Origin of the sequence: Streptomyces viridosporus, assembly GCF_002078235.1 — a bacterium.
In the GTDB taxonomy this organism is placed as follows: Bacteria; Actinomycetota; Actinomycetes; order Streptomycetales; family Streptomycetaceae; genus Streptomyces; species Streptomyces viridosporus.
Genome location: NZ_MSGP01000278.1, coordinates 1 through 21440, shown reverse-complemented (window position 1 = coordinate 21440; position 21440 = coordinate 1). Strand labels below are relative to the sequence as shown.

Genomic DNA, 21440 nt, shown 5'->3' with positions numbered 1-21440 from the left:
GCCTCATCCACCCGCTCCCGCCGCCCCGACCCGGCCGCACCACGGCCCCGGTCCGGCCACCTCACGCCCCGCCGCGCCGCCGATCCACCCCGCCGGCGCCACCGCGGGCGGACCGGCCCGACCCGGCGCAGCGCGCCGGCCGCCCTCCGGAGCGCCGGACGCTCCGACCCGTCCAGCCGGACGGTCCGACCCACCCGGCCGGACCGCCCGATCCGCCCACGAGACTCGGCCGCGCACCCCCATGACCCCGCCCCGGCGGGGTAACCGAGCTGAGACAGGGTCACTTCCCACGGCACGGAATACGGAGGGAGGCAGGATGCCGCTCACTTTTCGCAAGAGCTTTCGGATCCTCCCGGGAGTGCGGCTGAACATCAACAAGCGCTCGTGGTCCATCACCACGGGCAGCAGGAACGGGCCGCGCTACACCCGGAGCAGCACCGGACGTCGTACGACATCGATGGATTTGCCCGGACCTTTCGGATGGCGTCGCACCCGCCACAGCAAGGGGCGCGGCAGGGGATACTGACATCACGTCACCCGAATGGACCCCCCAAGAGGTGCCATCTCATATCTGAGATAGCCTCAACCCCATGGCAGACGACTACCTCGTACGCATCGGCAGGCTCATCCGTGACGCCCGGCAGCACCGTGGCTGGACGCAGGCGCAGCTCGCCGAGGCACTCGGCACCAGTCAGAGCGCCGTCAACCGCATCGAGCGCGGGAACCAGAACATCAGCCTTGAGATGATCGCCCGTATAGGAGAGGCACTCGACAGCGAGATCGTCTCCCTGGGCTACGCCGGGCCGATGCACCTGCGCGTGGTGGGCGGCCGCCGGCTCTCCGGGGCCATCGACGTGAAGACGAGCAAGAACGCGTGCGTGGCACTGCTGTGCGCCTCGCTGCTCAACAAGGGGCGCACGGTGCTGCGGCGCGTGGCCCGCATCGAGGAGGTGTACCGCCTCCTCGAGGTGCTGCACTCCATCGGCGTGCGCACCCGGTGGATCAACGACGGCGTCGACCTGGAGATCGTCCCCCCGGCCGAGCTGGACCTCGCGGCCATCGACGCGGACGCCGCCCGCCGCACCCGCTCCATCATCATGTTCCTCGGCCCGCTGCTGCACCGCACGGACCGCTTCATGCTGCCCTACGCCGGCGGCTGCGACCTCGGCACGCGCACCGTCGAGCCGCACATGATCGCGCTGCGCCGGTTCGGCCTGGACATCGCCGCGACCGAGGGCCAGTACCACGCGGTGGTGGACCGCGCCGTCCGCCCCGACCGCCCGATCGTGCTGACCGAGCGCGGGGACACCGTCACCGAGAACGCGCTGCTCGCCGCCGCCCGGCACGACGGCACCACCGTCATCCGCAACGCCTCCTCCAACTACATGGTCCAGGACCTGTGCTTCTTCCTGGAGGCCCTGGGCGTCAAGGTCGACGGCATCGGCACCACCACGCTCACCGTGCACGGCGTGCCCACCATCGACGTCGACGTGGACTACTCCCCCTCCGAGGACCCGGTCGAGGCGATGAGCCTGGTGGCCGCCGCCGTCGTCACCGAGTCGGAACTGACGGTGCGCCGGGTGCCCATCGAGTTCCTGGAGATCGAGCTGGCGGTCCTGGAGGAGATGGGCCTCGACCACGACCGCTCCCCCGAGTACTTCGCCGACAACGGCCGCACCCGGCTGGTGGACCTCACCGTGCGCCCCTCCAAGCTGGAGGCGCCGATCGACAAGATCCACCCGATGCCGTTCCCCGGCCTGAACATCGACAACGTCCCGTTCTTCGCGGCGATCGCGGCGGCGGCCCAGGGCAAGACCCTCATCCACGACTGGGTCTACGACAACCGCGCGATCTACCTGACCGACCTCAACCGCCTCGGCGGGCGCCTGCAGTTGCTGGACCCCCACCGCGTCCTGGTCGAGGGCCCGACCCGCTGGCGCGCCGCCGAGATGATGTGCCCGCCGGCCCTGCGCCCCGCGGTGGTCGTCCTGCTGGCGATGATGGCGGCGGAGGGCACGTCCGTCCTGCGCAACGTGTACGTCATCAACCGCGGTTACGAGGACCTGGCGGAACGCCTGAACTCGATCGGGGCGCAGATCGAGACCTTCCGGGACATCTGATCGTCGTGGTGTCGTGCCCCTCGGAGGCAAGGGGCACGACACCTCAACATGCAAGCTGACCTGCGAATACTCACCTTCACGCCCCTCCATTGATCACTGTTGCCTTTCAGCGCCTTGCGCAACGCACGTGCAAGATGATCTTGAAGACCTGATGCCCCATCAGTGAAGCCGGACTCAGCGCAGCGGTCACATGCGGTGATGACGGACCCGTTTGACCATTGCCGTGAGAGCGATACCTGCGCCCTCTCACTCGAACGGCATGGACCACGCTGACATGAGGGTCAAGTACAAGGAGACCAAACGCGGCGGGCTCGCGGTCAACATCATCGAGCACTAGGAAAGTGGGCCCTGACCAGCGAGCTCGTAACTTTCAGCGCTGCCAGGGCCCTCCCTGCTTACGCGACGGAATGCCCCTGGAACAGGCTTGAAAAGATGTCCCTGCCACGCCTCACTCTTGGGGGTTGGGCTTGGCCGCCTGCCGGAAGACCAGGCCCTTGGGACACCTCAGGGCGTGGAGTGCGTCGGTGCACGTGGTCAGGTAGCGAGACGTGCGCATTACGAGACCGTGAGCCATCATGTCGGCTGGTGCCGCATAGCGCTGTTGAGTGCCATTCAACCTGATCAGAGCACGTACGACAGGTTGTCCTGTTCTGCTCATATGACGTTGTCTGAAGGCGTCCGGCCACCGCGAGCGCCCAGGCCACGAACTTTGCCGCCTCCACATGCTCGCTACACCCGTTGCCGCGGGTGAACAGCTGGAGCGGCTTGGCGCTCGGCCGTGACTTCCGGAACCGGTGAGCTCCGCGCATCAGATTTTTGGGTGCGGACGAGGCTTTGTGGGACGAGCGTTTCGTGCACTACCTGCATGATGATCCAGGCGAACGAGGCACGATGTGGTTGCGTTTGGTGCCTGCCTCGCTCACCGCGACGGACCTCAGCTACTCCGTGGCATCGTGATGGTGTGCTTCGCGGCGTCGATCTTCTGCGCCTTGGTGCGGGCCAGGCGGTAGGACTCGATTCCGGTCTCGATAATGGTGGCGTTGAACGTGAGGCGGTGGCTCCAGCCAGTGAACGCCTCGTTGGAAGCGATCGCGATGCTGTTCTTTTCCTCACGCTCAGTGAGGGCCTGGAAGAGCATCTCCGCGCCGCGTTGGTCGAGCTCGAGGTAGCCCAGCTCGTCGATTTCGAGAAGGTCGACCTGCTTGTCGTCGGCCGCTTCGACCAGCTCGTTCACCAGGGCTGCGGCGGTGGTGTAGCGGACGCGGTAGCCAGCCATGGCGGCTGCGGTGCCCAGCGCGATCAACAGGTGCGACTTGCCCGTGCCGGAGTCCCCGATCAGACACAGCGGGTGACCCTTGGCGATCCACTCGCAGGTGGCGAGATCGTGGATGACCGCAGGATCAACGTTCGGATTGACGCTGTAGTCGAACTCCCGCAGCGACTTCTCGCGGGGGAAGTGAGCCGCCCGGATGCGGTGTTCGGCCCGACGCCGATCCCGGTCCTCGCACTCGGCCATCAGCAACTCGGCGAGAAACCCGTGTAGGACAAGGCCCTCGCGTTCGGCCCGGGCGATCGTGTCGGCGGCCCGGGCTCGTATGGTGGGCAGCCGCAGCAGGCGGCAGGCGCAATCCCTCGTTCTGGATCAGCCGATCGCCGCAGCCGACCGCAGAGCGGTCCGGAGCCTCCCCTTCCTGGCGTGGAACAGTTTCGGACAGCGAGCGGGAAGGTCGATTTCGTTGAGTTTTGGAAGTGACACCCTGCGGGAGCGCCGATAAACCGGTAACCATCTCCCGCATCGTCGGCACCCGCTTCGGATTTCGTTGGTATTTCGTAGCTCCTCACGCTCCACTCAAGAGCGGCCTATTCGAACGTCGCCTCAGAGCCGCGCAAAATGTGACCGTAAGACGCCACATCCCGCGATTGACACCCCGTCAGCCCCAACCTACTCTCCGTTCAGGTCGACGAACATTGAACGATATATCGAACAATCGTCAGGCGGGCCGGTGGGACGTCCCAAGAGACAATTGCTCACATCGGTTCCAGCGTCGGTCAAGAGACGCCCCCGGCACGGCTGGACTCCGGACCGTGGTCCACCAGCACGCGTCGCCCGCCCGTACACCTCCACTGATCGACGCCTTCCGCACTTCAGCGCCAGCGCGAACACAGAAGAGGAATCCCATGGGTAGCATCACACGCCGTCACACGATGTCATCGCCGCCCGGACCGTGCACGCGGCCAACGCGGCGCGTCATGGCGCTCTCCACCTCGTCGGCGCCGCCGGCGCACGGAGTCCGGCGTACACCGGCTTCACCGACCGGACCATGACCATCGGCCCCTGAAACGTCCAGCTCCTTTACCAGGGTCTGAAACCCGGACGGCGGCGACTACGCCCGACTCCCCTGCCGTCCCGGCCTCGCCACCACCTGCTCTCCCTGCTGGAAACGGTCGCCCGATACGGCTGCCCGCTTGTGAGAGCAGACGCGATCGGCCGGGCGGCTCCGCTCTCCGTTGGTGGAAGCCGGCGAATTCCCACCGACGGGGGCTTTAACCGCGGGCCCGCGGGCCCGCTCGCCTCCTGGCAGACCCGCAGCCCCGGAACTCCCCTGTCCACCCGCACCATCCGACAAGGAGCACAACATGACCATGAACAGGCGTACCTTCCTGGGACTGGGCGCAGCCGGAGCCGTGGCCGCCGTCCATGCGTACGGCACCACCGCGGCAACGGCATCCTCGCTCGCCCCGGCAGCCGCGCCGACCCAGCGCTTCGCCATCGGGGTGAGAGAGTACGCCTGGAGCCGCGGCAGCCGTCGGCTGACCACCCGGATCTTCTACCCCGCCACCGGCACCCCGGGCGGCAATCCCGTCGTCAACGCCCCCGTCGCGGGCGGCGTCTTCCCCATCTGCGAGTTCAGCCACGGCCTCGGCGGCAACCCGGAGAGCTACGCACCGCTGGTCCGGCCCCTGGCCGAGGCCGGATTCGTCGTCCCCGCACCCGTCTTCCCCACCACCTCCAGCGGCACCTCGGGCAACATCCAGGACGTCTACAACGGAAACCAGTCCATGGATGTCTCCCAGGTCATCACCAACACCCTCGCCCTCAACACCACGGCCGGCGACCCGTTCGCCGGGCACCTCGACACCACCACCGGCGTCGGCGTCGCGGGTCACTCGCTGGGCGGCATGACCACCCACGGGCTGCTGACCGCCTGGCCGGACAGCCGGATAGCCGCCGCCGCGCCCTTCGCCTGTGTCGACATGGGCAACCCCAGCACCACGGTCACGGCCAACGTCCTGTTCGTCCACGGCGATCAGGACCCCATCTGCCAGTACTCCTCCGCGCGCCAGGCCTATGGGGAACTGCCCGCGCCCAAGGCGTTCCTCACCCACCGCGGCACGGGCCACGACCAGTACATATGGAGCGGCTACAACCACACCCAGACCGTCGCCACCTACGTGGACTGGATGCGCTGGAGTCTCTACGCCGACACCGCCGCCCGCGACCGCCTCCCCGCCGACGCCACCTCCAACACCAGCACCACCACCTGGGAAGCCGTCCTCACCCCCCTCCCCACCGGGCGGATCGTCAGCCTCCGCTCCCGGGCCAACAACCAGTACGTCTGCGCGGAGAACGCCGGAGCCGACCCACTCATCGCCAACCGCACCGCCATCGGCGACTGGGAACGATTCGACCTGCTCGACCTCGGCGGAGGCGCCGTCGCACTGCGCGCCCGCGTCAACGGCCGATACGTCTGCGCCGAGAACGCCGGTGCCAACGCGCTCATCGCCAACCGCACCGCCGTCGGCCCCTGGGAGACCTTCCAGCGCGTGAACAACTCCGACGGCACCACCAGCCTGCGCGCACAGGCCAACAACCTGTACGTCAGCGCCGGGAACGCCGGAACCGCCCCGCTCATCGCCAACCGCACAACGATCGGCCCCTCCGAGTCGTTCGACCTCATCAACGTCTGACCGACCGCGGACGAGGAGCGCGAACCCCCGCGGGCGATCCGTCATACGCATGCTCAGAAGTTGTTGCCCCACTCCGATTCGGGCCCTGGAGCGGCGCTGGACAACAGCTTCTCGCGCAACGGACGGGCACGCCTCTTCGCGGACACCTCTTCCCCGACGCCCCGTCCACGGCAGCCGACCGGAACTCGGGCGACCCGGTCATCCCCCTCTTCCCGGCGCCGTTCTACGGCGTCCCGACCCAGGAGCACACCATGACTCCTGACACGAATCGCAGACATTTCCTGGCCCTCTCCGCCGCAGGCGTGGCCGCTGGTGCCCTCACCGGCGCCGGCTCCGCCACGACCGCGCACGCTGCCTCTCCTGCCGACGCCTCGGCCGAGGCCGACCGGCCCCTGGCCGCGGGCCCGCTGCGCCTGTGGTACACGAGCGCGGCGAGCGAATGGCTCCGGGCGCTGCCGATCGGCAACGGCAGGCTCGGCGCCATGGTCTTCGGCGGTGTGCAGAGTGAACAGCTTCAGCTCAACGAGGACACAGTCTGGGGCGGTGGCCCCTACGACCCGGCGAACTCCAGCGGCCTGGCCAACCTGCCGGAGATCAGACGCCGGGTGTTCGCGGGCGACTGGTCCGGCGCCCAGTCGCTGATCGACAGCACCTTCATGGGCACGCCGCTGGGCCAGATGCCGTACCAGACGGTGGGCAGTCTGCGGCTGAACTTCCCCTCCGGCGGGACGGCCACCGGCTACCACCGCGAGCTCGACCTGACCGCCGCCGTCGCCCTCACCCGCTACACCCGCGACGGCGTCACCTACACCAGGGAGGTCTTCGCCAGCGGAGCCGACCAGGTGATCGTGGTCCGGCTGACCGCCGACACCACCGGGCGCATCTCGTTCTCGGCGACCTTCGACAGCCCTCAGTCCAGTTCCCGTAACTCGCCCGACCCGCAGACCATCGCGCTGGACGGCTCCGGCGAGAGCGTGAGCGGACTCACCGGCCGGATACGGTTCCGCGCGCTGGCGACCGTGCGCACCACCGGCGGCTCGGTCAGCAGCTCGAACGGCACCCTGAACGTCAGCAACGCCGACGCGGTGACTCTGCTGATCTCGATCGGCACCAACTACAACTCCTACACGGACCTGAACGCCGACCAGAACAGCCGTGCGCTCACCCCACTGGCCGCCGCGGCCGCCCAGCCCTACGACCAGCTGTGGTCCCGCCATGTGGCCGACTACCAGCAGTACTTCGGCCGGACCAGTCTGGATCTGGGCACCACCTCGGCGGCCGACCTGCCCACCGACCAGCGGGTCTCCGGCTTCGCGGCGGGCAATGACCCGCAACTGATCACGCTTTTCTTCCAGTTCGGCCGGTACCTGCTGATCTCCTCCTCCCGGCCCGGCAGCCAGCCGGCCAACCTCCAAGGCATCTGGAATGACGCGCTCCGCCCGCCGTGGAGCTCGAAGTACACCATCAACATCAACACCGAGATGAACTACTGGCCTGCCGGCCCGGCCAACCTCGCCGAGATGACGGAACCGGTCCTGCGGATGCTGGACGACCTGTCCGTCGCCGGAGCGCGAACCGCCCGGCTTCAGTACGGCGCCGGTGGCTGGGTCACCCACCACAACACCGACGGATGGCGTGGCACCGCACCGGTCGACGGCGCACTGTGGGGCATGTGGCAGACCGGTGGCGCCTGGATGGCACTGCACATCTGGGAGCACTACCGCTTCACCGGCGACCTGGACGCACTGCGTCGGCGCTACCCGGTCCTCAAGGGAGCCGCGCAGTTTTTCCTCAACACCCTCGTCCAAGATCCGGGCACCGACTATATGGTCACCTGCCCGTCCAACTCCCCGGAGAACTCCCATCACGGGGGTGTCTCGGTCTGCGCCGGCCCCACCATGGACATGCAGATCCTGCGCGATCTCTTCCAGGCGGTCGCCGACGCCTCGACGCTGCTGGGCACCGACGCGGACTTCCGCAGCCGGGTGCTGACACTGCGCGGCCGACTGGCACCCATCAAGGTCGGTGCCCAAGGGCAGATCCAGGAGTGGCAGGCCGACTGGGACGCCGGCGCCCCCGAACAGACCCACCGGCACGTCTCGCACCTGTACGGCCTGCACCCCAGCAACCAGATCACGGTCCGCGGCACCCCGTCCCTGGCTCAGGCGGCCCGCACCACCCTTGAACGGCGCGGCGATGCCGGCACCGGCTGGTCCCTCGCGTGGAAGATCAACTTCTGGGCCCGGCTGGAGGACGGCCGCCGCTCCTACAAGCTGCTGCGCGACCAGCTGACACCGGACCGCACTGCTCCCAACCTGTTCTGTCTGCACCCCCCTTTCCAGATCGACGGCAACTTCGGCGCCACCGCGGGCATCGCCGAATGGCTGCTGCAATCCCACGCCGGCGAAGTCCAGCTGCTGCCCGCGCTGCCCCCCGAACTCCCAGGCGGCCAGGTCACCGGTCTGGTGGCCAGAGGAGGCCACACCGTCGGCATCACCTGGGCCAACGGGGTGATCACCCAGGCCACCCTGCGCCCCCGGCACACCGGCACCGTCCGGGTCCGCACCACTGTCCCGGTCGATGTGTCGACGGGTGGCCAAGCGGTGTCCGTGCAGCGGGTGGAGCCCACCCTGATCTCCTTCGACGCCGCCGCGGGAACCACGTATCAGCTGTCTCCTCGTCCCGCCCCGGTCGTCAGTCTCCGTGCCCGGGCCAACAACCAGTACGTGAGCGCCGGAACCAACGGTTCGTCCGCACTGACCGCCAACCGCACGACGATCGGTGCCGGGGAGCGCTTCGATCTGATCGACCTCGGGAACGGCGCACTCGCACTGCGGTCCCACGCGAACGGCCAGTACGTCTGCGCGGAGAACGCCGGAGCCGACCCACTCATCGCCAACCGCACCGCGATCGGCCTCTGGGAGACCTTCCAGCGCGTGAACAACACCGATGGCACCGTCAGTCTGCGAGCCCAGGCCAACAGTCGGTATGTCTGCGCGGAGAACGGCGGAGCCGCCCCTCTGACAGCCAACCGCACCGCGATCGGCCTCTGGGAATCGTTCGACCTGACCACCGGATGACTGCCACCAGGCGGACCGTGCTCACGGCCGGCTCAGTCGCCCTCCGGTAATCGATTTTTCGCGGCCTGACCTCGCCGTTTCACGTGGGTACGGCTGGCTCTGGGGCGGAAACGCGAAAGTGCATTCCTGAGCATCCACCTGCAGGACACCTCCGGTGGCCGACTGCGCCACCGCTATCGCCACATCGTGGTGGACGAGGCCCAGGACCTGCGCCCCGCCCACTGGAAGATGCTGCGTGCCATGGCCCCCCGCACGTCGGACGACCTGTTCCTGGTGGGCGACACCCACCAACGCATCTACAAGAACCAGGTGACGCTCGGCAGTCTGGGCGTCAACATCCGCGGTCGGTCCACGAAGCTGACCCTCAGCTACCGCACCACACGGCAGATCCTGCGCTCGGCCCTCGGAGTCCTGGGCGAGACCACCTACGACGATCTCGACGGCGGTACGGAGACTCTCGCCGGATACCGGTCGGTGCTCAACGGCGGGCTCCCCGCCGGGCACGCCTTCCCGGACTGGGAGGCCGAGCGGGAGGGCGTGGCCGCGCTGATCGCGGGGTGGGACGCGGACCCGGACACGGCCGTCCCGCACGAGCAGATCGCGGTGTGCGTCCCGACCAATCAGATGGCGACCGAGACGGGGTACACGCTGAAGCTGCACGGCATCGACTCCGTGGAGATCCGCTCCGACGGACCGAACGGCTCCGGCGGTGTGCACATCGGCACGATGTTCCGGTTCAAGGGACTGGAGTACCAGCGGATGATCATCGCGGGCGTGACCGACGGGCTCGTTCCGCGTACGGACGTGAGTCGGCTGCGTGACCGCGAACCCACCCGCTACCGGCACGAGATGCAGCGGGCCAGATCCCTGCTCTTCGTGGCCGTGACCCGGGCACGCGACAGCGTGGACGTCTTCTGGCACGGCAGGCCCAGCCCGTTCCTCGACAGCTCGTGGGTGAAAACGGAGCACAGCGGCGGGTGACACTCGGCCTTCAGCAGGTTTCGGCCCTGGCCCGCCCGTTATAGGGCTTAAAGAGTGGTTGTCATCCTGTGGGCCGGAGCGAGTCCGGGAAAGGGGCCGGGTCAGGGCCTTTTCCCGGCTCACTGCCCCGCGTGCGGGCACCCGGAGCGTCGGACGAGCGTCATGACCGACGGCCCACGCCCCTGCTCGGGGCGGAACACGCTGCCCCGGCCGTGCTCGCCCGGCACGGGCCCGCGCTGCTCGCGGTGGACGAAATCGCGCACGCGGCCTCGCGTGTGTCCGAGCGGCTGCCCCTCCGGGGAGCAGGTACGCGGACGAGGGGCGGGCCCGGTGGGTCGGGTCCGCCCCTCGTCCGCGGGGTGCGGGCGGGGTCTCAGACGGCGGCCTTGAAAGTGCGCAGGCGCAGGGAGTTGCCGACGACGAAGACGGAGGAGAACGCCATGGCGGCTCCGGCGATCATCGGGTTGAGCAGTCCGGCCGCGGCCAGCGGCAGGGCGGCGACGTTGTAGGCGAAGGCCCAGAACAGGTTGGACCGGATGGTGCCCAGCGTCCTGCGGGCCAGCCGGATGGCGTCGGCGGCGGCGCGCAGGTCGCCGCGGACCAGGGTGAGGTCGCCGGCCTCAATGGCGGCGTCGGTGCCGGTGCCCATGGCCAGCCCGAGGTCGGCCCGGGCGAGCGCGGCGGCGTCGTTGACGCCGTCGCCGACCATGGCGACCGAACGGCCCTCGCTCTGCAGCCGCTTGACGACGTCGACCTTGTCCTCGGGCATGACCTCGGCGATCACCTGGTCGATGCCGACCTCGGCGGCCACCGCATCGGCGACGGCCTGGTTGTCGCCGGTGAGCAGGATCGGGGTCAGGCCCAGGGCGCGCAGCCGGGTGACGGCCTCGGCGCTGGTGGGCTTGACCGCGTCGGCGACCTCGAGGACCGCCCTGGCCTCGCCGTCCCAGGCGACCGCGATCGCGGTGCGGCCCGCGGCCTCGGCATCCGCCTTGGCGCGCGCCAGGCCGGACGGCAGTTCCATGGCCCACTCGGCGAGCAGCTTGGTCCGGCCCACCAGGACCGCGTGACCGTCGACCACTCCCTGCACGCCGAGGCCGGGCACGTTGGCGAAGTCCTCCGGGGTCGGCAGGTCGCCGACCCGCTCGGCGGCGCCCGCGGCCACCGCCCGGGCGATCGGGTGTTCGGAGGCGTGCTCCAGCGCGCCCGCCAGCCGCAGCACCTCGTCCTCGCCGGTGCCGTCGGCGGTGTGGACGGCGAGCAGGGTCATCTTGCCGGTGGTGACGGTGCCGGTCTTGTCCAGCACGACGGTGTCGACCTTGCGGGTGCTCTCCAGCACCTCCGGGCCCTTGATCAGGATGCCGAGCTGGGCGCCGCGCCCGGTGCCGGCCATCAGCGCGGTGGGCGTGGCCAGACCCAGGGCGCACGGGCAGGCGATGATCAGCACCGCCACGGCGGCGGTGAAGGCGGCGGTGAGTCCGGCGCCGTTGCCCAGCCAGAAGCCGAGGGTGCCCAGGGCCAGGGCGATGACCACGGGGACGAAGACGGCGGAGATCCTGTCGGCCAGGCGCTGGGCGGCGGCCTTGCCGTTCTGCGCGTCCTCCACCAGCTTGGCCATCCGGGCGAGCTGGGTGTCGGCGCCGACCCGGGTGGCCTCCACGACCAGGCGGCCGCCCGCGTTCACGGTCGCCCCGGTGACCGCGTCCCCGGCGCCCACCTCCACCGGGACCGACTCGCCGGTGAGCATCGAGGCGTCGACTGCGGAGGTGCCCTCCACGACCGTGCCGTCGGTGGCGATCTTCTCGCCCGGACGGACCAGGAAGCGGTCGCCGACCCGCAGCTCGCCGACCGGGATCTGCTCCTCGCGGCCGCCGCGCAGCACGGTGACGTCCTTCGCGCCCAGCTCCAGCAGCGCCCGCAGGGCGGCACCGGCCTTGCGCTTGGCGCGGGCCTCGAAGTAGCGGCCGGCCAGGACGGCCGCGGTCACGCCGGCGGCGGCCTCCAGGTAGATGTTCCCGGCGCCGTCGGTGCGGGCGATGGTCAGCTCGAAGGGGTGGGTCATGCCCGGGGTGCCCGCGGTGCCGAAGAACAGCGCCCACAGCGACCACAGGAACGCCGCCGAGGTGCCGACCGAGATCAACGTGTCCATGGTGGCCGCGCCGTGCCGCGCGTTGGTGAAGGCGGCCCGGTGGAAGGGCCAGGCGGCGTAGGTGACGACCGGCGCCGCCAGGGTCAGCGACAGCCACTGCCAGTACTCGAACTGCAGGGCCGGCACCATCGCCATCGCGACGACGGGCACCGACAGCAGCACCGCCGTGACCAACCGCTGCCGCAGCGGCCGCAGTTCGTCGTCCTGGCCCGACTCGTCGTCCTGGCCGGGACCGGCGGCGCCGCGCGCGGATTCCGGCCGGGGTTCGCGGGCGGTGTAGCCGGTGGCCTCGACGGTGGCGATCAGGTCGTCGACGGTGACGTCCGCGTCGAAGGTGACCTTCGCCTTTTCGGTGGCGTAGTTGACGGTGGCGGTGACCCCGTCCATCCGGTTGAGCTTCTTCTCGATCCGGGCCGCGCACGAGGCGCAGGTCATACCGCCGATGGCGAGTTCGACCTCGGCTGTGTCGGGGACCGTGGTGGCCATCACCGCTCCTCGGGTTGGGTGTGCAAGAAAGTGGGTGTGCAAAGAACGGAGAGAAGGAGCCGGGCCCGGGGGCGGGCCCGGCAGGCAGGCGTAGCCTTCAGGCCGCGCGGCCGACGAGCTCGTAGCCGGCGTCGTCGACGACCTTCGTCAGCAGCGCGTCGTCGGGCTCGCTCGAGGTGGTGACGGAGACCCGGCCGGCCTCGACGTCGACGTCCACCGCCAGGACGCCGTCCAGGGCGCCGATCTCCTGGGTGAGCGTGGCCTTGCAGTGCCCGCACGTCATTCCGGAGACGTGGTAGACGGTGGTGTTGCCCGTGGTGACCTCGACCGGGACGGTGCCGGTGGAGCAGCCCCCGTCGGGGGTGCAGCAGGACATGGTTCCTCCTGAGGAATGCGAGCGGACAGGTACCCCTGGGGGGTACCGATGACATTCATAGATATACCCCCTCGGGGTATGCATGGCAAGCGTCCCCCGCACTCCTCCCCATACCCCTACGGGGTACCAAGGTCGAGGATGTCAGCCACGGAAGGCGCGACGCCGCGGAGAAAAAGCCCTCATGACCACCGGCGTAGAGCGGGCGGGCTGGAGGCGGTCCGCGCTGCGCACGCCGACAGCAGCAGAGGAGGAAGCGGTGCCGGGGACGAGACGGACGCGGACACGGGGAAAGCGGGGGGTGCGGGGGAGCCGGATCGGCTGGCTTATGGTGGCCGTGCGCATACGACCTGTGGATGGGTGATGATGAGGCGGCCAGCGGCACGTGGACCGGCGTTCGCCGGTTTCGGCGTCCTGCTGGGCCTGCTCGTCGCCGTGGTGGCGCTGTTGTGCGTGTCCCGCCAAGCGGAGCGTGCCGAGCACGGAGTCACGCAGACCGGGTTCTCCGTCGGCGCCGAACAGGTGCGGCTTCAGGGGCAGGTCTCACGCGTCGCGGAAGATGTCGCGGAAGGTGACGTCTCCGCGCCGCCGTGCGGCAAGAAGGCGGTTCTCGAGCAGAGCGCCCCCCGCGCCGACGGCCATTCCCCCGTGGCTGCCGCGTCCTGCCCGTCCCCCCGGGAGCCGGCCTCCGCACCGAGGTCCGCCTTCGGTTCCCGGCCCCCGCCCGCGGGGCCCGCACCACCCCTCTCCCTCGCGCTTCTCTCCGTTCTGCGGATCTAGGCCGACCACCGCGTCGTGTCCCTGAATCCCGTAGAACGGAGTAACCGAACATGTCCTCTTCCGCGCGCTCACTGAGCCGGGCGGGTACGGCGCTACGCGGTTGGCGGCCCCGGCAGTGGGCCACGGCCGGGGCCGGGGCGCTGATGACCGCGGTGGTGATCGGCGTGCCGACCGATGTGGTCCCCAGCCCGCTGTTCTCCCGGTCGGTTCCCGTGCCCTGGTGGAACTACCCGGCACTCGCCGTCACCTCCGTCCTGGCCGGCCTCGTGCTGAGCACCTATGTGCGCCGGCCCTCCACGGCCGGAACGGAGCAACCCCCGCGCGGCGACCGTCTGGGATGGCTGGGCGGTCTGCTGTCGTTCCTGGCGGTCGGCTGCCCGGTCTGCAACAAGATCGTCCTGCTGCTGCTCGGCGCCTCCGGGGCGCTCAGCTACTGGGCCCCCGTGCAGCCGCTGGTGGCCCTCGTCTCCGCTGCCCTGCTCGCCGAAGCCGCGCTGCGCCGATTGTCGGCACAGGCCGTATGCCCCGTGCCGGCTTCCGCCTGACGCCGAGCTCCCCTTCTTTCGTTCTTCCTCCGTATCAGGAGAGGCATGTCATGCCCACCAACAACACTCCGCGTTCACCCCGTACAGGCCGTCGACGGACCGTTCTGGCCTCCGCTGCCCTCGTCGTAGCGGCGGCGACCGCGGTTTTCGCCCTCACCCTGGACAGCACGAGCAGTGGGGGCGGTACGCGGTCCGAGCAGCCTCCGGCCGTCGTGAGCGAGCCCGGCCGGATGCCACCGGTCGACGACGGCCTGCTGGCCCTGGCGCGTCGTGAGCCGTCGGACGCCCTGGCGATCGGCCGGGCCGATGCTCCGGTCGTGATGATCGAGTACTCCGACTTCCAGTGTCCGTTCTGCGGGAAGTTCGCCCGGGAGACCAAGCCCGAACTGCTGCGCTCGTACGTCGACAAGGGCGTTCTGCGGATCGAGTGGCGCAACTTTCCCGTCTTCGGCGAGGAGTCGGAGCGGGTCGCCCTGGCGGGCTGGGCGGCCGGCCGGCAGCAGAAGTTCTGGGAGTTCCACGACGTGGTGTACGGCAAGCCGCGTGCGCGGAACGCCGACGAGTTCAGCCGGGACCGGCTCGTCGGCATGGCCCGGGAGGCAGGCGTCGCCGACATCGGCCGGTTCCGGGCGGACATGGCGTCCGCCGAAGCCCGTGAGGCCGTGCGACGCGATCGGGAGGAGGGCTACGCACTGGGGGTCGCCAGCACACCGGCGTTCCTGGTGAACGGTCGGCCGGTTCTGGGCGCGCAGCCCACGGACACCTTCAAGGAGGCCGTCGACGCGGCGGCGGAAGCGGCCGGGCGATGAGCGAGGTGGGGCTGCTGGTGGCGTTCGGCGGCGGGCTGCTCGCTCTGCTCAGTCCGTGCAGCGCCCTGCTGTTGCCGGCGTTCTTCGCCTACTCCTTCAGCAACCGCACCAGGCTGGTGGCGCGCACGGCGCTGTTCTACGCGGGACTGTGCACCACGCTGGTGCCGCTGGGAGTTGCCGGGGCTTTCGCCAGCCGCCTGTTCTACGGGCACCGTGACGTGCTGGTCACCGTCGGCGGCTGGACCGTCATCGTGCTGGGAGCCGCCCAGATCCTCGGTCTGGGGTTCGGCTCACGCCGTCTCCAGCAGGCCGCCGGGACGCGACGCTCGGGATCGGCGGTGTCCGTCGTGGTGTTGGGCGCGGTGTACGGGCTGGCCGGATTCTGTGCCGGGCCGATCCTCGGCGGGATCCTCACGGTCGCCGCCGTGGGCGGGGACCCCGCACACGGTGGGCTGCTGCTCGCCGTCTACGCGCTCGGGATGGCCCTGCCGATGTTCGTGCTGGCCTGCCTGTGGGACCGCTTCGACCTCGGCAGGAAGCGGTGGCTGCGCGGGAGGACGCTGACCGTGGGGCGTCTGTCACTGCACAGCACGTCTCTGGTCGGCGGCACGCTGTTCATCGTCCTGGGAGCCGCGTTCCTGGCGTTCGACGGGACGTCGGCGCTGCCGTCGCTGTTGAGCGTGGACAGCGAGTTCGCCCTGGAGGAGTGGTTGTCGGGTGTCGGTGGCGCGGTCTCCGACCGTGTCGTGCTGCTCGTCCTCGCGGGGGTCGGTGCTCTGGCGGCTCTGACCGTTCTGCTGCGGTCGGACCGCGCACGTGCGCAGGACGGAACCGGTGAGCCTGCCTCCGATCCGGTGGCGGGCGACTGACGCTCTCTCCGTTCGCCCGAGCGGTCGCGCAGGCGGTGGCCCCGGGGAACACCCCGGGGCCACCGTCGTTGCGGACACGGTGACGGTGCCGTGGTGGGGCGGTCGCGCGGGGCGGCGAGCCTCAGAAGCGGGCCCGAACTGGCCGCGGGGGGCTGCCGAGGCGGTCGCCTGGCGTGTGGCCGGGGCGGAACGGCGGCGGCGCCGGTTGCAGTACGCCGAGCGGGAAGCCGGCCGCGACCGGGAAGCACTGAACCCACACGGGCATCCCCCACCAGCGAGGAGCACCACCATGAACCGTCTGCAGGACAAGGTGGCCGTCATCACCGGAGCCGGAAGCGGCATCGGCCGCGCCGCCGCCGAACTCATGAGCAGGGAGGGCGCCCGCGTCGTCGTCGCCGACCACGACACGCAGGCGGCCCGGGAGACCTCCGACCTCATCACCGCCGCGGGCGGCCAGGCCCTGCCCCTCGGGGTGAACGTCCTCGAGGAGGACTCCATCGCCGACCTGATCACCGCCACCGTCGACGCGTACGGTGCCCTGCACGTCCTGTGCAACCACGTCGGCGGCACCGACCCCCGCACCGACCTCGACCTGCTCCGCATGGACATGGCCGAGTTCGACCGGGCGGTCAACCTCAACGTGCGCAGCACCCTCCTGGGCTCCCGGTACGCCGTTCCCCACATGATCCGCGCCGGCGGCGGCTCGATCATCAACACCGCGTCCGTCGCCGCACTCGTCGGTGACGTCCTCCAGACCTCCTACGGCGCCGTCAAGGCCGCCGTGGTCAGCATCACCAAGTCCGTCGCCACCCAGTACGGGCCCCGGAACATCCGCTGCAACGCCATCGCGCCCGGCGCCGTGATGACCCCCGCCCTGGAGGACAACCTCCCCCAGGAGGTCGTCGACAGCCTGAGGAGCGGCAACGCCCTCCCCTACCTCGGCTCCCCCGAGGACATCGGCCACACCATGGTCTTCCTCGCCTCCGACGAGTCCCGCTACCTCACCGGCCAGCTCCTGGTGGTCGACGGAGGCATGACCATGCAGTCCTCCGTCGCACCCGGACGCCGCGCCATGCTTCCCTAGCTCGTCCGCCTCGCGTCGCACGGACCCGGTCGCGGCGGCGCGCCGAGCCGTGAGGGCCACGGGTGCCCGAGGACCGCCCGGACCGCCCGGACCGCCCGGAGCCCCGCCCGTGGCCTTCGGGCGCGGGGCGGGAGCGCGGCCGTCGGCATGCCGTCGGCCTCGTCCGTGTTTACGGTGGTCGGGAGAGCGCCGTCCGCGCCGCGTGAGAGGAGCCGCCGTGCCGGTCACCGAGAGTCCTCTGCGGGGAAGGACCGCCGTCGTGACCGGAGCGGCACGCGGTCTGGGAGCGGCGATCGCACGGGAACTGTCCGCTCGGGGAGCGAGGGTGGCGCTGCTCGGGCGGGAGGAACGGACACTGAGGCGGGTCCAGCGCTCCCTGCCGGGCGTCTGCGAGTGCTGGGAGGCCGACGTCACGGACGACCGGGGCCTGGCCCGGGCCGGCGAGGACGTCCGCGCGCGGCTCGGCCCTCCCTCCGTCGTGGTCGCCAACGCGGGCATCGCCGAGGGCGGCCCGTTCGCCGAGTCCGATCCCGCGGTGTGGCGCCGGGTGGTCGAGGTGAACCTCATCGGCAGTGCCGCCACGGCCCGGACGTTCATCGGGGACCTGCTGGACACCTCCGGTTACTTCCTCCAGGTCGCGTCGCTCGCTTCCATCGGCGCGGCGCCGATGATGAGCGCGTACTGCGCCTCCAAGGCGGGGGTCGAGTCCTTCGCCCACGCGCTGCGGGCCGAGGTGGCCCACCGGCGCGTGGGCGTGGGCATCGCCTACATCAACTGGACCGACACCGACATGGTCCGCGACGTGGACGAGTACGCGGTGCTGCGCGAGCTCCGCGGCCACATGCCGCCGCCGGCGCGCAGGGTGTACTCCGTCGAGCACGTGGCGGGCCGCCTGGTCACCGCGATCGAACGGCGCCGCCCGTCGGTGTACGTGCCCGGCTGGCTCCGGTCGGCCCAACTCGTCCGCGCCGCGATGCCCTCGGTGGTGACGATGCTGTCGCGACGCGAACTGCCGCGGCTGGCCGCCGTCGAGCCGTTCGAGGCCACGGGGGTCCTCGGCGCGGACGGCCGGACCGGCCGGGGGGCCTCCCGGTCCCGGCCCGGCCGGGACCTGCCGGACGGGGACGCGCGGTAGCCGACCGGTGCGGTCGAGCGCGGCGGACGCGTCCGGCCGGCCCGGGTGCCGGAGCCCGTCGGTGCCGAGCGCCTTCCGGTGACGGGAGCCGCATCCCCTGGGCCGGCAGCCGGTGACGTGGGTGCGCGGGCGGTGCGGACACCGCCCGACGCCTTCGGCGGGAGACGTTGCGGGGCGGGTCCGGCGCACCGGGTGGGCGGGAGGCCGAGCACGCGCTTCCCCGGCAAGCTCCTCGGCCACCCCCGGGCGGACGACGTCGAGACGGTCCGGGGCGACGGCGCGGATGCGGCCTCCACCGCCCGGTGGGTGCTCGGCCCGCCGGGCCGGCCGCCGCCCTCCGACGAGGCGGTCGACCGATCCACCCGGCTCACGAGTCTAGGGACGCACCGTGCTTTGCACGTAATGTGAGGAAGCATGGGGGAACTGCGTGCGGACTGGAGACTCAGGCTGCGGCGCGAGGACGCGAACGGCCCCGTCTGTGGTGCCGGTGTGCTCGTCGACCAGTACACGGCGCTGACCTGCGCGCACGTGGTGCGCCACCCGGACGCCGTCATGTGGCTGGAGTTCGCCGAGAACAGCGCGCTCGAACCGGTCGCGGCACGCGTCATGCCCGGCGGCTGGCTGCCGGAGTGCGCGAGCGGCGAGGACGTCGCCGTGCTGCGTCTGGACAGTCCCCGTCCGCAGGCGCGCCGCGCCCCGCTGGAGACCGGGTTGTGGGGTGGGATGGAGGTCTACGCGACCGGTTACGCGGAGGGCTTCGACGACGGCATGAGCTTATGGGGGCGCATCGGCGGCGCCAGCGGTGAGCGGGTGCAGCTCGACGCCGTCACCAGGGCGGAGGTGGTGCGCGCCGGCTTCAGCGGCGCCGCCGTGTGCACCCGGCCCCGGGAAGGCCGCCCCACCCGTGTGGTCGGCCTCGTCGTCAGCTGGCGCGGCGACCTCGGCAGACTGCTGCCCGAGGACAACCGGCTCTCCTTCTCCTATCTGATCCCCCTCGACCGCATCGCCGAATTATCGCCGCTCATCAAGGAGTTGAGCAGCCCGCACGCCTGGGACCACGGCTTCGAGGAGCGGTTGACCCGGTGGTTCGACGACCCGGACGAGGACCCGGTGAAGATCACCGTGGTGCCTCCGGGCAGCGGCAGGGACCGCTCGCTGCGCCATCTGACGCACCGCGCCCACGTCGTCCACCGCGGCGGCGCCAGCAGGCCGGACCTCATCGACCACGCCTTGGACCAGGTCACCTTCCCGGCCGGCGAGTACCTGGCGTACTGGGACTGGCTGCGCGGCGCCAAGCCCCCGCCCGCGCGGGCGGCCGACCGCGCGCCCGTCCGGCCGGTCACGGTCCTCGTCGACGGTCTCGACGAGGAGCCCCGGCCCGGTCCCCTGATCGACGTCCTGGCCCGGCTGCGGTTGTTCGGCTTCCGGCTGCTGCTCGTCTTCCGCCACGAGGGCGGCCCCGGCTGGACCGCGTCCCGCGACCGGCTCCTGCGGCCCGCGCTCCTGCGCCACGCGGACACGCTGCTCGACCGCCTGCAGCGCGCGGAGTTCAGCCGGGCGATCCGCCGCGACGTCGTGGACAGCGCCTCCCTCGGCTCCGTGACCGAGACGGCCGACCGGCACCGGGCCACGCTCCGCCTGATCGAGGACGTGCGGGACCCGCAGCAGCAACTCACCCGGCTGCGCGCGCTGATCAGGACCCTGCGCGCCGACCTGAGCCGCCAGGGGGACCGGTGATGCGGTGCTGCGCCCGGCCCGGGTCGGGGAGGAGGACCACGCGAGGATGACGACCTGTCCGCACCGGTGCTTCACCGGAGCCCCCTGCGGCGGCACCGTGCTGCCCACCGGCCACTGCGCCGTGTGCGGCCGCGCGGAGAGCGGCCCCGGGCTGCCCGCCCTGCCCGAGGACCCGCGGGAACTCGGCCCCCGCGAACTCCTCGCCCTCCCCGAGCGGGAGCCCCGCCCCGCCGAGGAACGCCTCGTCCGTCCCGAGGCACCGCTGCGCATCCGCATGGGCTGCTCGTCCGCCGACTGCGGCATCACCTTCGCCCCGCCCTACACCGAGGGTCCGGTGCCGGTCACGGGGTTCTGCCCGGCCTGCGGGGCGCGCTACTCGTACCGGCCCGAACTCACCGAGGGCGACACGCTGCGCGACCAGTACAAGATCATGGGGCCCATCGCGCACGGCGGCCAGGGCTGGGTCTACCTCGCCGAGGACACCCATCTCGGTGACGTCGTCGCCGTCAAGGGACTGCTCAACCGGTACGAGCACGACGGCGCCCGGCTCGCCGACGTCGAGCGCCGCAACCTCGTCGCCATCCGCCACCCCCGCATCGTGCAGATCCGCGACTTCGTCGCCCGGAGCGACGACACCGGTCAGATCACCGGCGGCTACATCGTCATGGACGACGTCGGTGACGGCACCCTCGCGAAAGTCGTCGAGGAGGTCCGGCGCGGTGAGTCCGTCCTCGACATCGAGCACGTCGCGGCGTACGGCTGTCAGATCCTCGAGGCCTTCGACCACCTGCACGCCGACGGCGAACGGGTCTTCGTGTACGGGGACATGAAGCCCTCCAACGTCGTGCACCACAGGGACGGCATCAAGGTCATCGATCTCGGCGGCATGCGCGAACAGGGCCAGACCCAGCCGCCCGCCCACGTCACCCCCGACTACATGGCGCCCGAGACCGGGACGTCGGCCGTGCCCACCGTCGCCCACGACCTGCACACCGTCGGCGTCACCCTGCGGGAACTCGCCCGCTGGGCCGTCACCGAGGTGCCCGGCCTCGGCACCGCCTCCTTCGAGCGGGTCGTCGACCGTGCCGTCCGGACCGACCCCCACCGGCGCTTCGCCGACGCCCGTGAGATGGTCGGCCAACTGCGCGGCGCCCTGCGGGAGATCCGTGCGCTGCGCGGCAAGAGCGACCCGCCCGAGCCCTCCGACTACTTCCGGCCGTCCACCCAGTTGCTCGGCGCCCGGCTCGGTACGGTGCCCGGCATCGAGCACTGGCTGGGCCGCCCCCGCCGCGACCGGTACGAGCCCCCCGTGGCACCGGCCCT

General features: G+C 70.9%; 13 protein-coding genes and 2 pseudogenes. 12 read left to right on the top strand and 3 right to left on the bottom strand.

The window, feature by feature from the left end:
- Nucleotides 1-316 precede the first annotated feature (316 nt).
- Entirely contained in the window at nucleotides 317-526 is a 210-nt protein-coding gene (locus tag B7L92_RS20330; protein WP_081238942.1) for a DUF4236 domain-containing protein, read from the top strand.
- A gap of 64 nt (nucleotides 527-590) precedes the next feature.
- Entirely contained in the window at nucleotides 591-2120 is a 1530-nt protein-coding gene (locus tag B7L92_RS20325; protein ID WP_004982073.1) for a helix-turn-helix domain-containing protein, read from the top strand.
- 934 nt (nucleotides 2121-3054) lie between these two features.
- On the opposite strand, the pseudogene B7L92_RS20315 reads toward B7L92_RS20325, so the two are convergent.
- A pseudogene (locus B7L92_RS20315) lies at nucleotides 3055-3750 on the bottom strand (ATP-binding protein); the annotation flags it as partial.
- A gap of 1007 nt (nucleotides 3751-4757) precedes the next feature.
- Between B7L92_RS20315 and B7L92_RS20310 the strand changes: the two are divergent.
- From B7L92_RS20310 to B7L92_RS20295, 3 genes and pseudogenes are all read left to right on the top strand, one after another.
- Nucleotides 4758-6089 (top strand): poly(ethylene terephthalate) hydrolase family protein, encoded by a 1332-nt coding sequence (locus B7L92_RS20310; protein WP_107501545.1) that lies wholly within the window; start codon nucleotides 4758-4760, stop codon nucleotides 6087-6089.
- A gap of 251 nt (nucleotides 6090-6340) precedes the next feature.
- Nucleotides 6341-9169: a glycosyl hydrolase family 95 catalytic domain-containing protein gene (locus tag B7L92_RS20300; RefSeq protein ID WP_081238940.1), complete on the top strand. Its 2829-nt coding sequence runs from the start codon at nucleotides 6341-6343 to the stop codon at nucleotides 9167-9169.
- A 99-nt stretch (nucleotides 9170-9268) separates the two neighbouring features.
- Nucleotides 9269-10150 (top strand): annotated as a pseudogene (locus B7L92_RS20295) (UvrD-helicase domain-containing protein); the annotation flags it as partial.
- A gap of 373 nt (nucleotides 10151-10523) precedes the next feature.
- Here the strand turns inward: B7L92_RS20295 and B7L92_RS20290 are convergent.
- Nucleotides 10524-12785: a heavy metal translocating P-type ATPase gene (locus tag B7L92_RS20290; RefSeq protein WP_081238939.1), complete on the bottom strand. Its 2262-nt coding sequence runs from the start codon at nucleotides 12783-12785 to the stop codon at nucleotides 10524-10526.
- A 97-nt stretch (nucleotides 12786-12882) separates the two neighbouring features.
- Nucleotides 12883-13161 (bottom strand): heavy-metal-associated domain-containing protein, encoded by a 279-nt coding sequence (locus B7L92_RS20285; protein ID WP_081238938.1) that lies wholly within the window; start codon nucleotides 13159-13161, stop codon nucleotides 12883-12885.
- 827 nt (nucleotides 13162-13988) lie between these two features.
- Here B7L92_RS20285 and B7L92_RS20275 point away from each other — a divergent pair.
- The 7 genes from B7L92_RS20275 to B7L92_RS20240 form a co-directional block, all read left to right on the top strand.
- Nucleotides 13989-14483, top strand: a complete 495-nt coding sequence (locus B7L92_RS20275; protein WP_081238936.1) for a hypothetical protein — start codon at nucleotides 13989-13991, stop codon at nucleotides 14481-14483.
- A gap of 50 nt (nucleotides 14484-14533) precedes the next feature.
- On the top strand, nucleotides 14534-15292 hold the full coding sequence (locus tag B7L92_RS20270; protein WP_081238935.1) for a DsbA family protein: 759 nt from the start codon (nucleotides 14534-14536) through the stop codon (nucleotides 15290-15292).
- On the top strand, nucleotides 15289-16161 hold the full coding sequence (locus tag B7L92_RS20265; protein ID WP_081238934.1) for a cytochrome c biogenesis CcdA family protein: 873 nt from the start codon (nucleotides 15289-15291) through the stop codon (nucleotides 16159-16161). Before B7L92_RS20270 ends, B7L92_RS20265 begins: the two co-directional genes overlap by 4 nt.
- A 289-nt stretch (nucleotides 16162-16450) precedes the next feature.
- Nucleotides 16451-17245 carry an SDR family NAD(P)-dependent oxidoreductase gene (locus B7L92_RS20260; protein WP_081238933.1) on the top strand — a complete coding sequence of 265 codons (795 nt, stop codon included), beginning with the start codon at nucleotides 16451-16453 and terminating at the stop codon, nucleotides 17243-17245.
- Nucleotides 17246-17462: 217 nt separating this feature from the next.
- A complete protein-coding gene (locus B7L92_RS20255; RefSeq protein ID WP_081238932.1) occupies nucleotides 17463-18380 on the top strand; it encodes an SDR family oxidoreductase in 918 nt (305 codons plus the stop codon).
- A 414-nt stretch (nucleotides 18381-18794) separates the two neighbouring features.
- Entirely contained in the window at nucleotides 18795-20117 is a 1323-nt protein-coding gene (locus B7L92_RS20245) for a S1 family peptidase (RefSeq protein ID WP_081238930.1), read from the top strand.
- A 46-nt stretch (nucleotides 20118-20163) separates the two neighbouring features.
- Nucleotides 20164-21440, top strand: a 1277-nt coding sequence (locus B7L92_RS20240) for a protein kinase domain-containing protein (protein WP_159461048.1), incomplete at its 3' end; no start/stop codon positions are given.

What these genes read in the sequence shown, in the direction of transcription:
- B7L92_RS20265 (WP_081238934.1), top strand. Translation starts at nt 15,289, where the DNA reads ATGAGCGAGGTGGGGCTGCTGGTGGCGTTCGGCGGCGGGCTGCTCGCT.
- B7L92_RS20285 (WP_081238938.1), bottom strand. Translation starts at nt 13,161, where the DNA reads ATGTCCTGCTGCACCCCCGACGGGGGCTGCTCCACCGGCACCGTCCCG.
- B7L92_RS20310 (WP_107501545.1), top strand. Translation starts at nt 4,758, where the DNA reads ATGACCATGAACAGGCGTACCTTCCTGGGACTGGGCGCAGCCGGAGCC.
- B7L92_RS20330 (WP_081238942.1), top strand. Translation starts at nt 317, where the DNA reads ATGCCGCTCACTTTTCGCAAGAGCTTTCGGATCCTCCCGGGAGTGCGG.
- B7L92_RS20290 (WP_081238939.1), bottom strand. Translation starts at nt 12,785, where the DNA reads ATGGCCACCACGGTCCCCGACACAGCCGAGGTCGAACTCGCCATCGGC.
- B7L92_RS20275 (WP_081238936.1), top strand. Translation starts at nt 13,989, where the DNA reads ATGTCCTCTTCCGCGCGCTCACTGAGCCGGGCGGGTACGGCGCTACGC.
- B7L92_RS20300 (WP_081238940.1), top strand. Translation starts at nt 6,341, where the DNA reads ATGACTCCTGACACGAATCGCAGACATTTCCTGGCCCTCTCCGCCGCA.
- B7L92_RS20245 (WP_081238930.1), top strand. Translation starts at nt 18,795, where the DNA reads ATGGGGGAACTGCGTGCGGACTGGAGACTCAGGCTGCGGCGCGAGGAC.
- B7L92_RS20270 (WP_081238935.1), top strand. Translation starts at nt 14,534, where the DNA reads ATGCCCACCAACAACACTCCGCGTTCACCCCGTACAGGCCGTCGACGG.
- B7L92_RS20260 (WP_081238933.1), top strand. Translation starts at nt 16,451, where the DNA reads ATGAACCGTCTGCAGGACAAGGTGGCCGTCATCACCGGAGCCGGAAGC.
- B7L92_RS20325 (WP_004982073.1), top strand. Translation starts at nt 591, where the DNA reads ATGGCAGACGACTACCTCGTACGCATCGGCAGGCTCATCCGTGACGCC.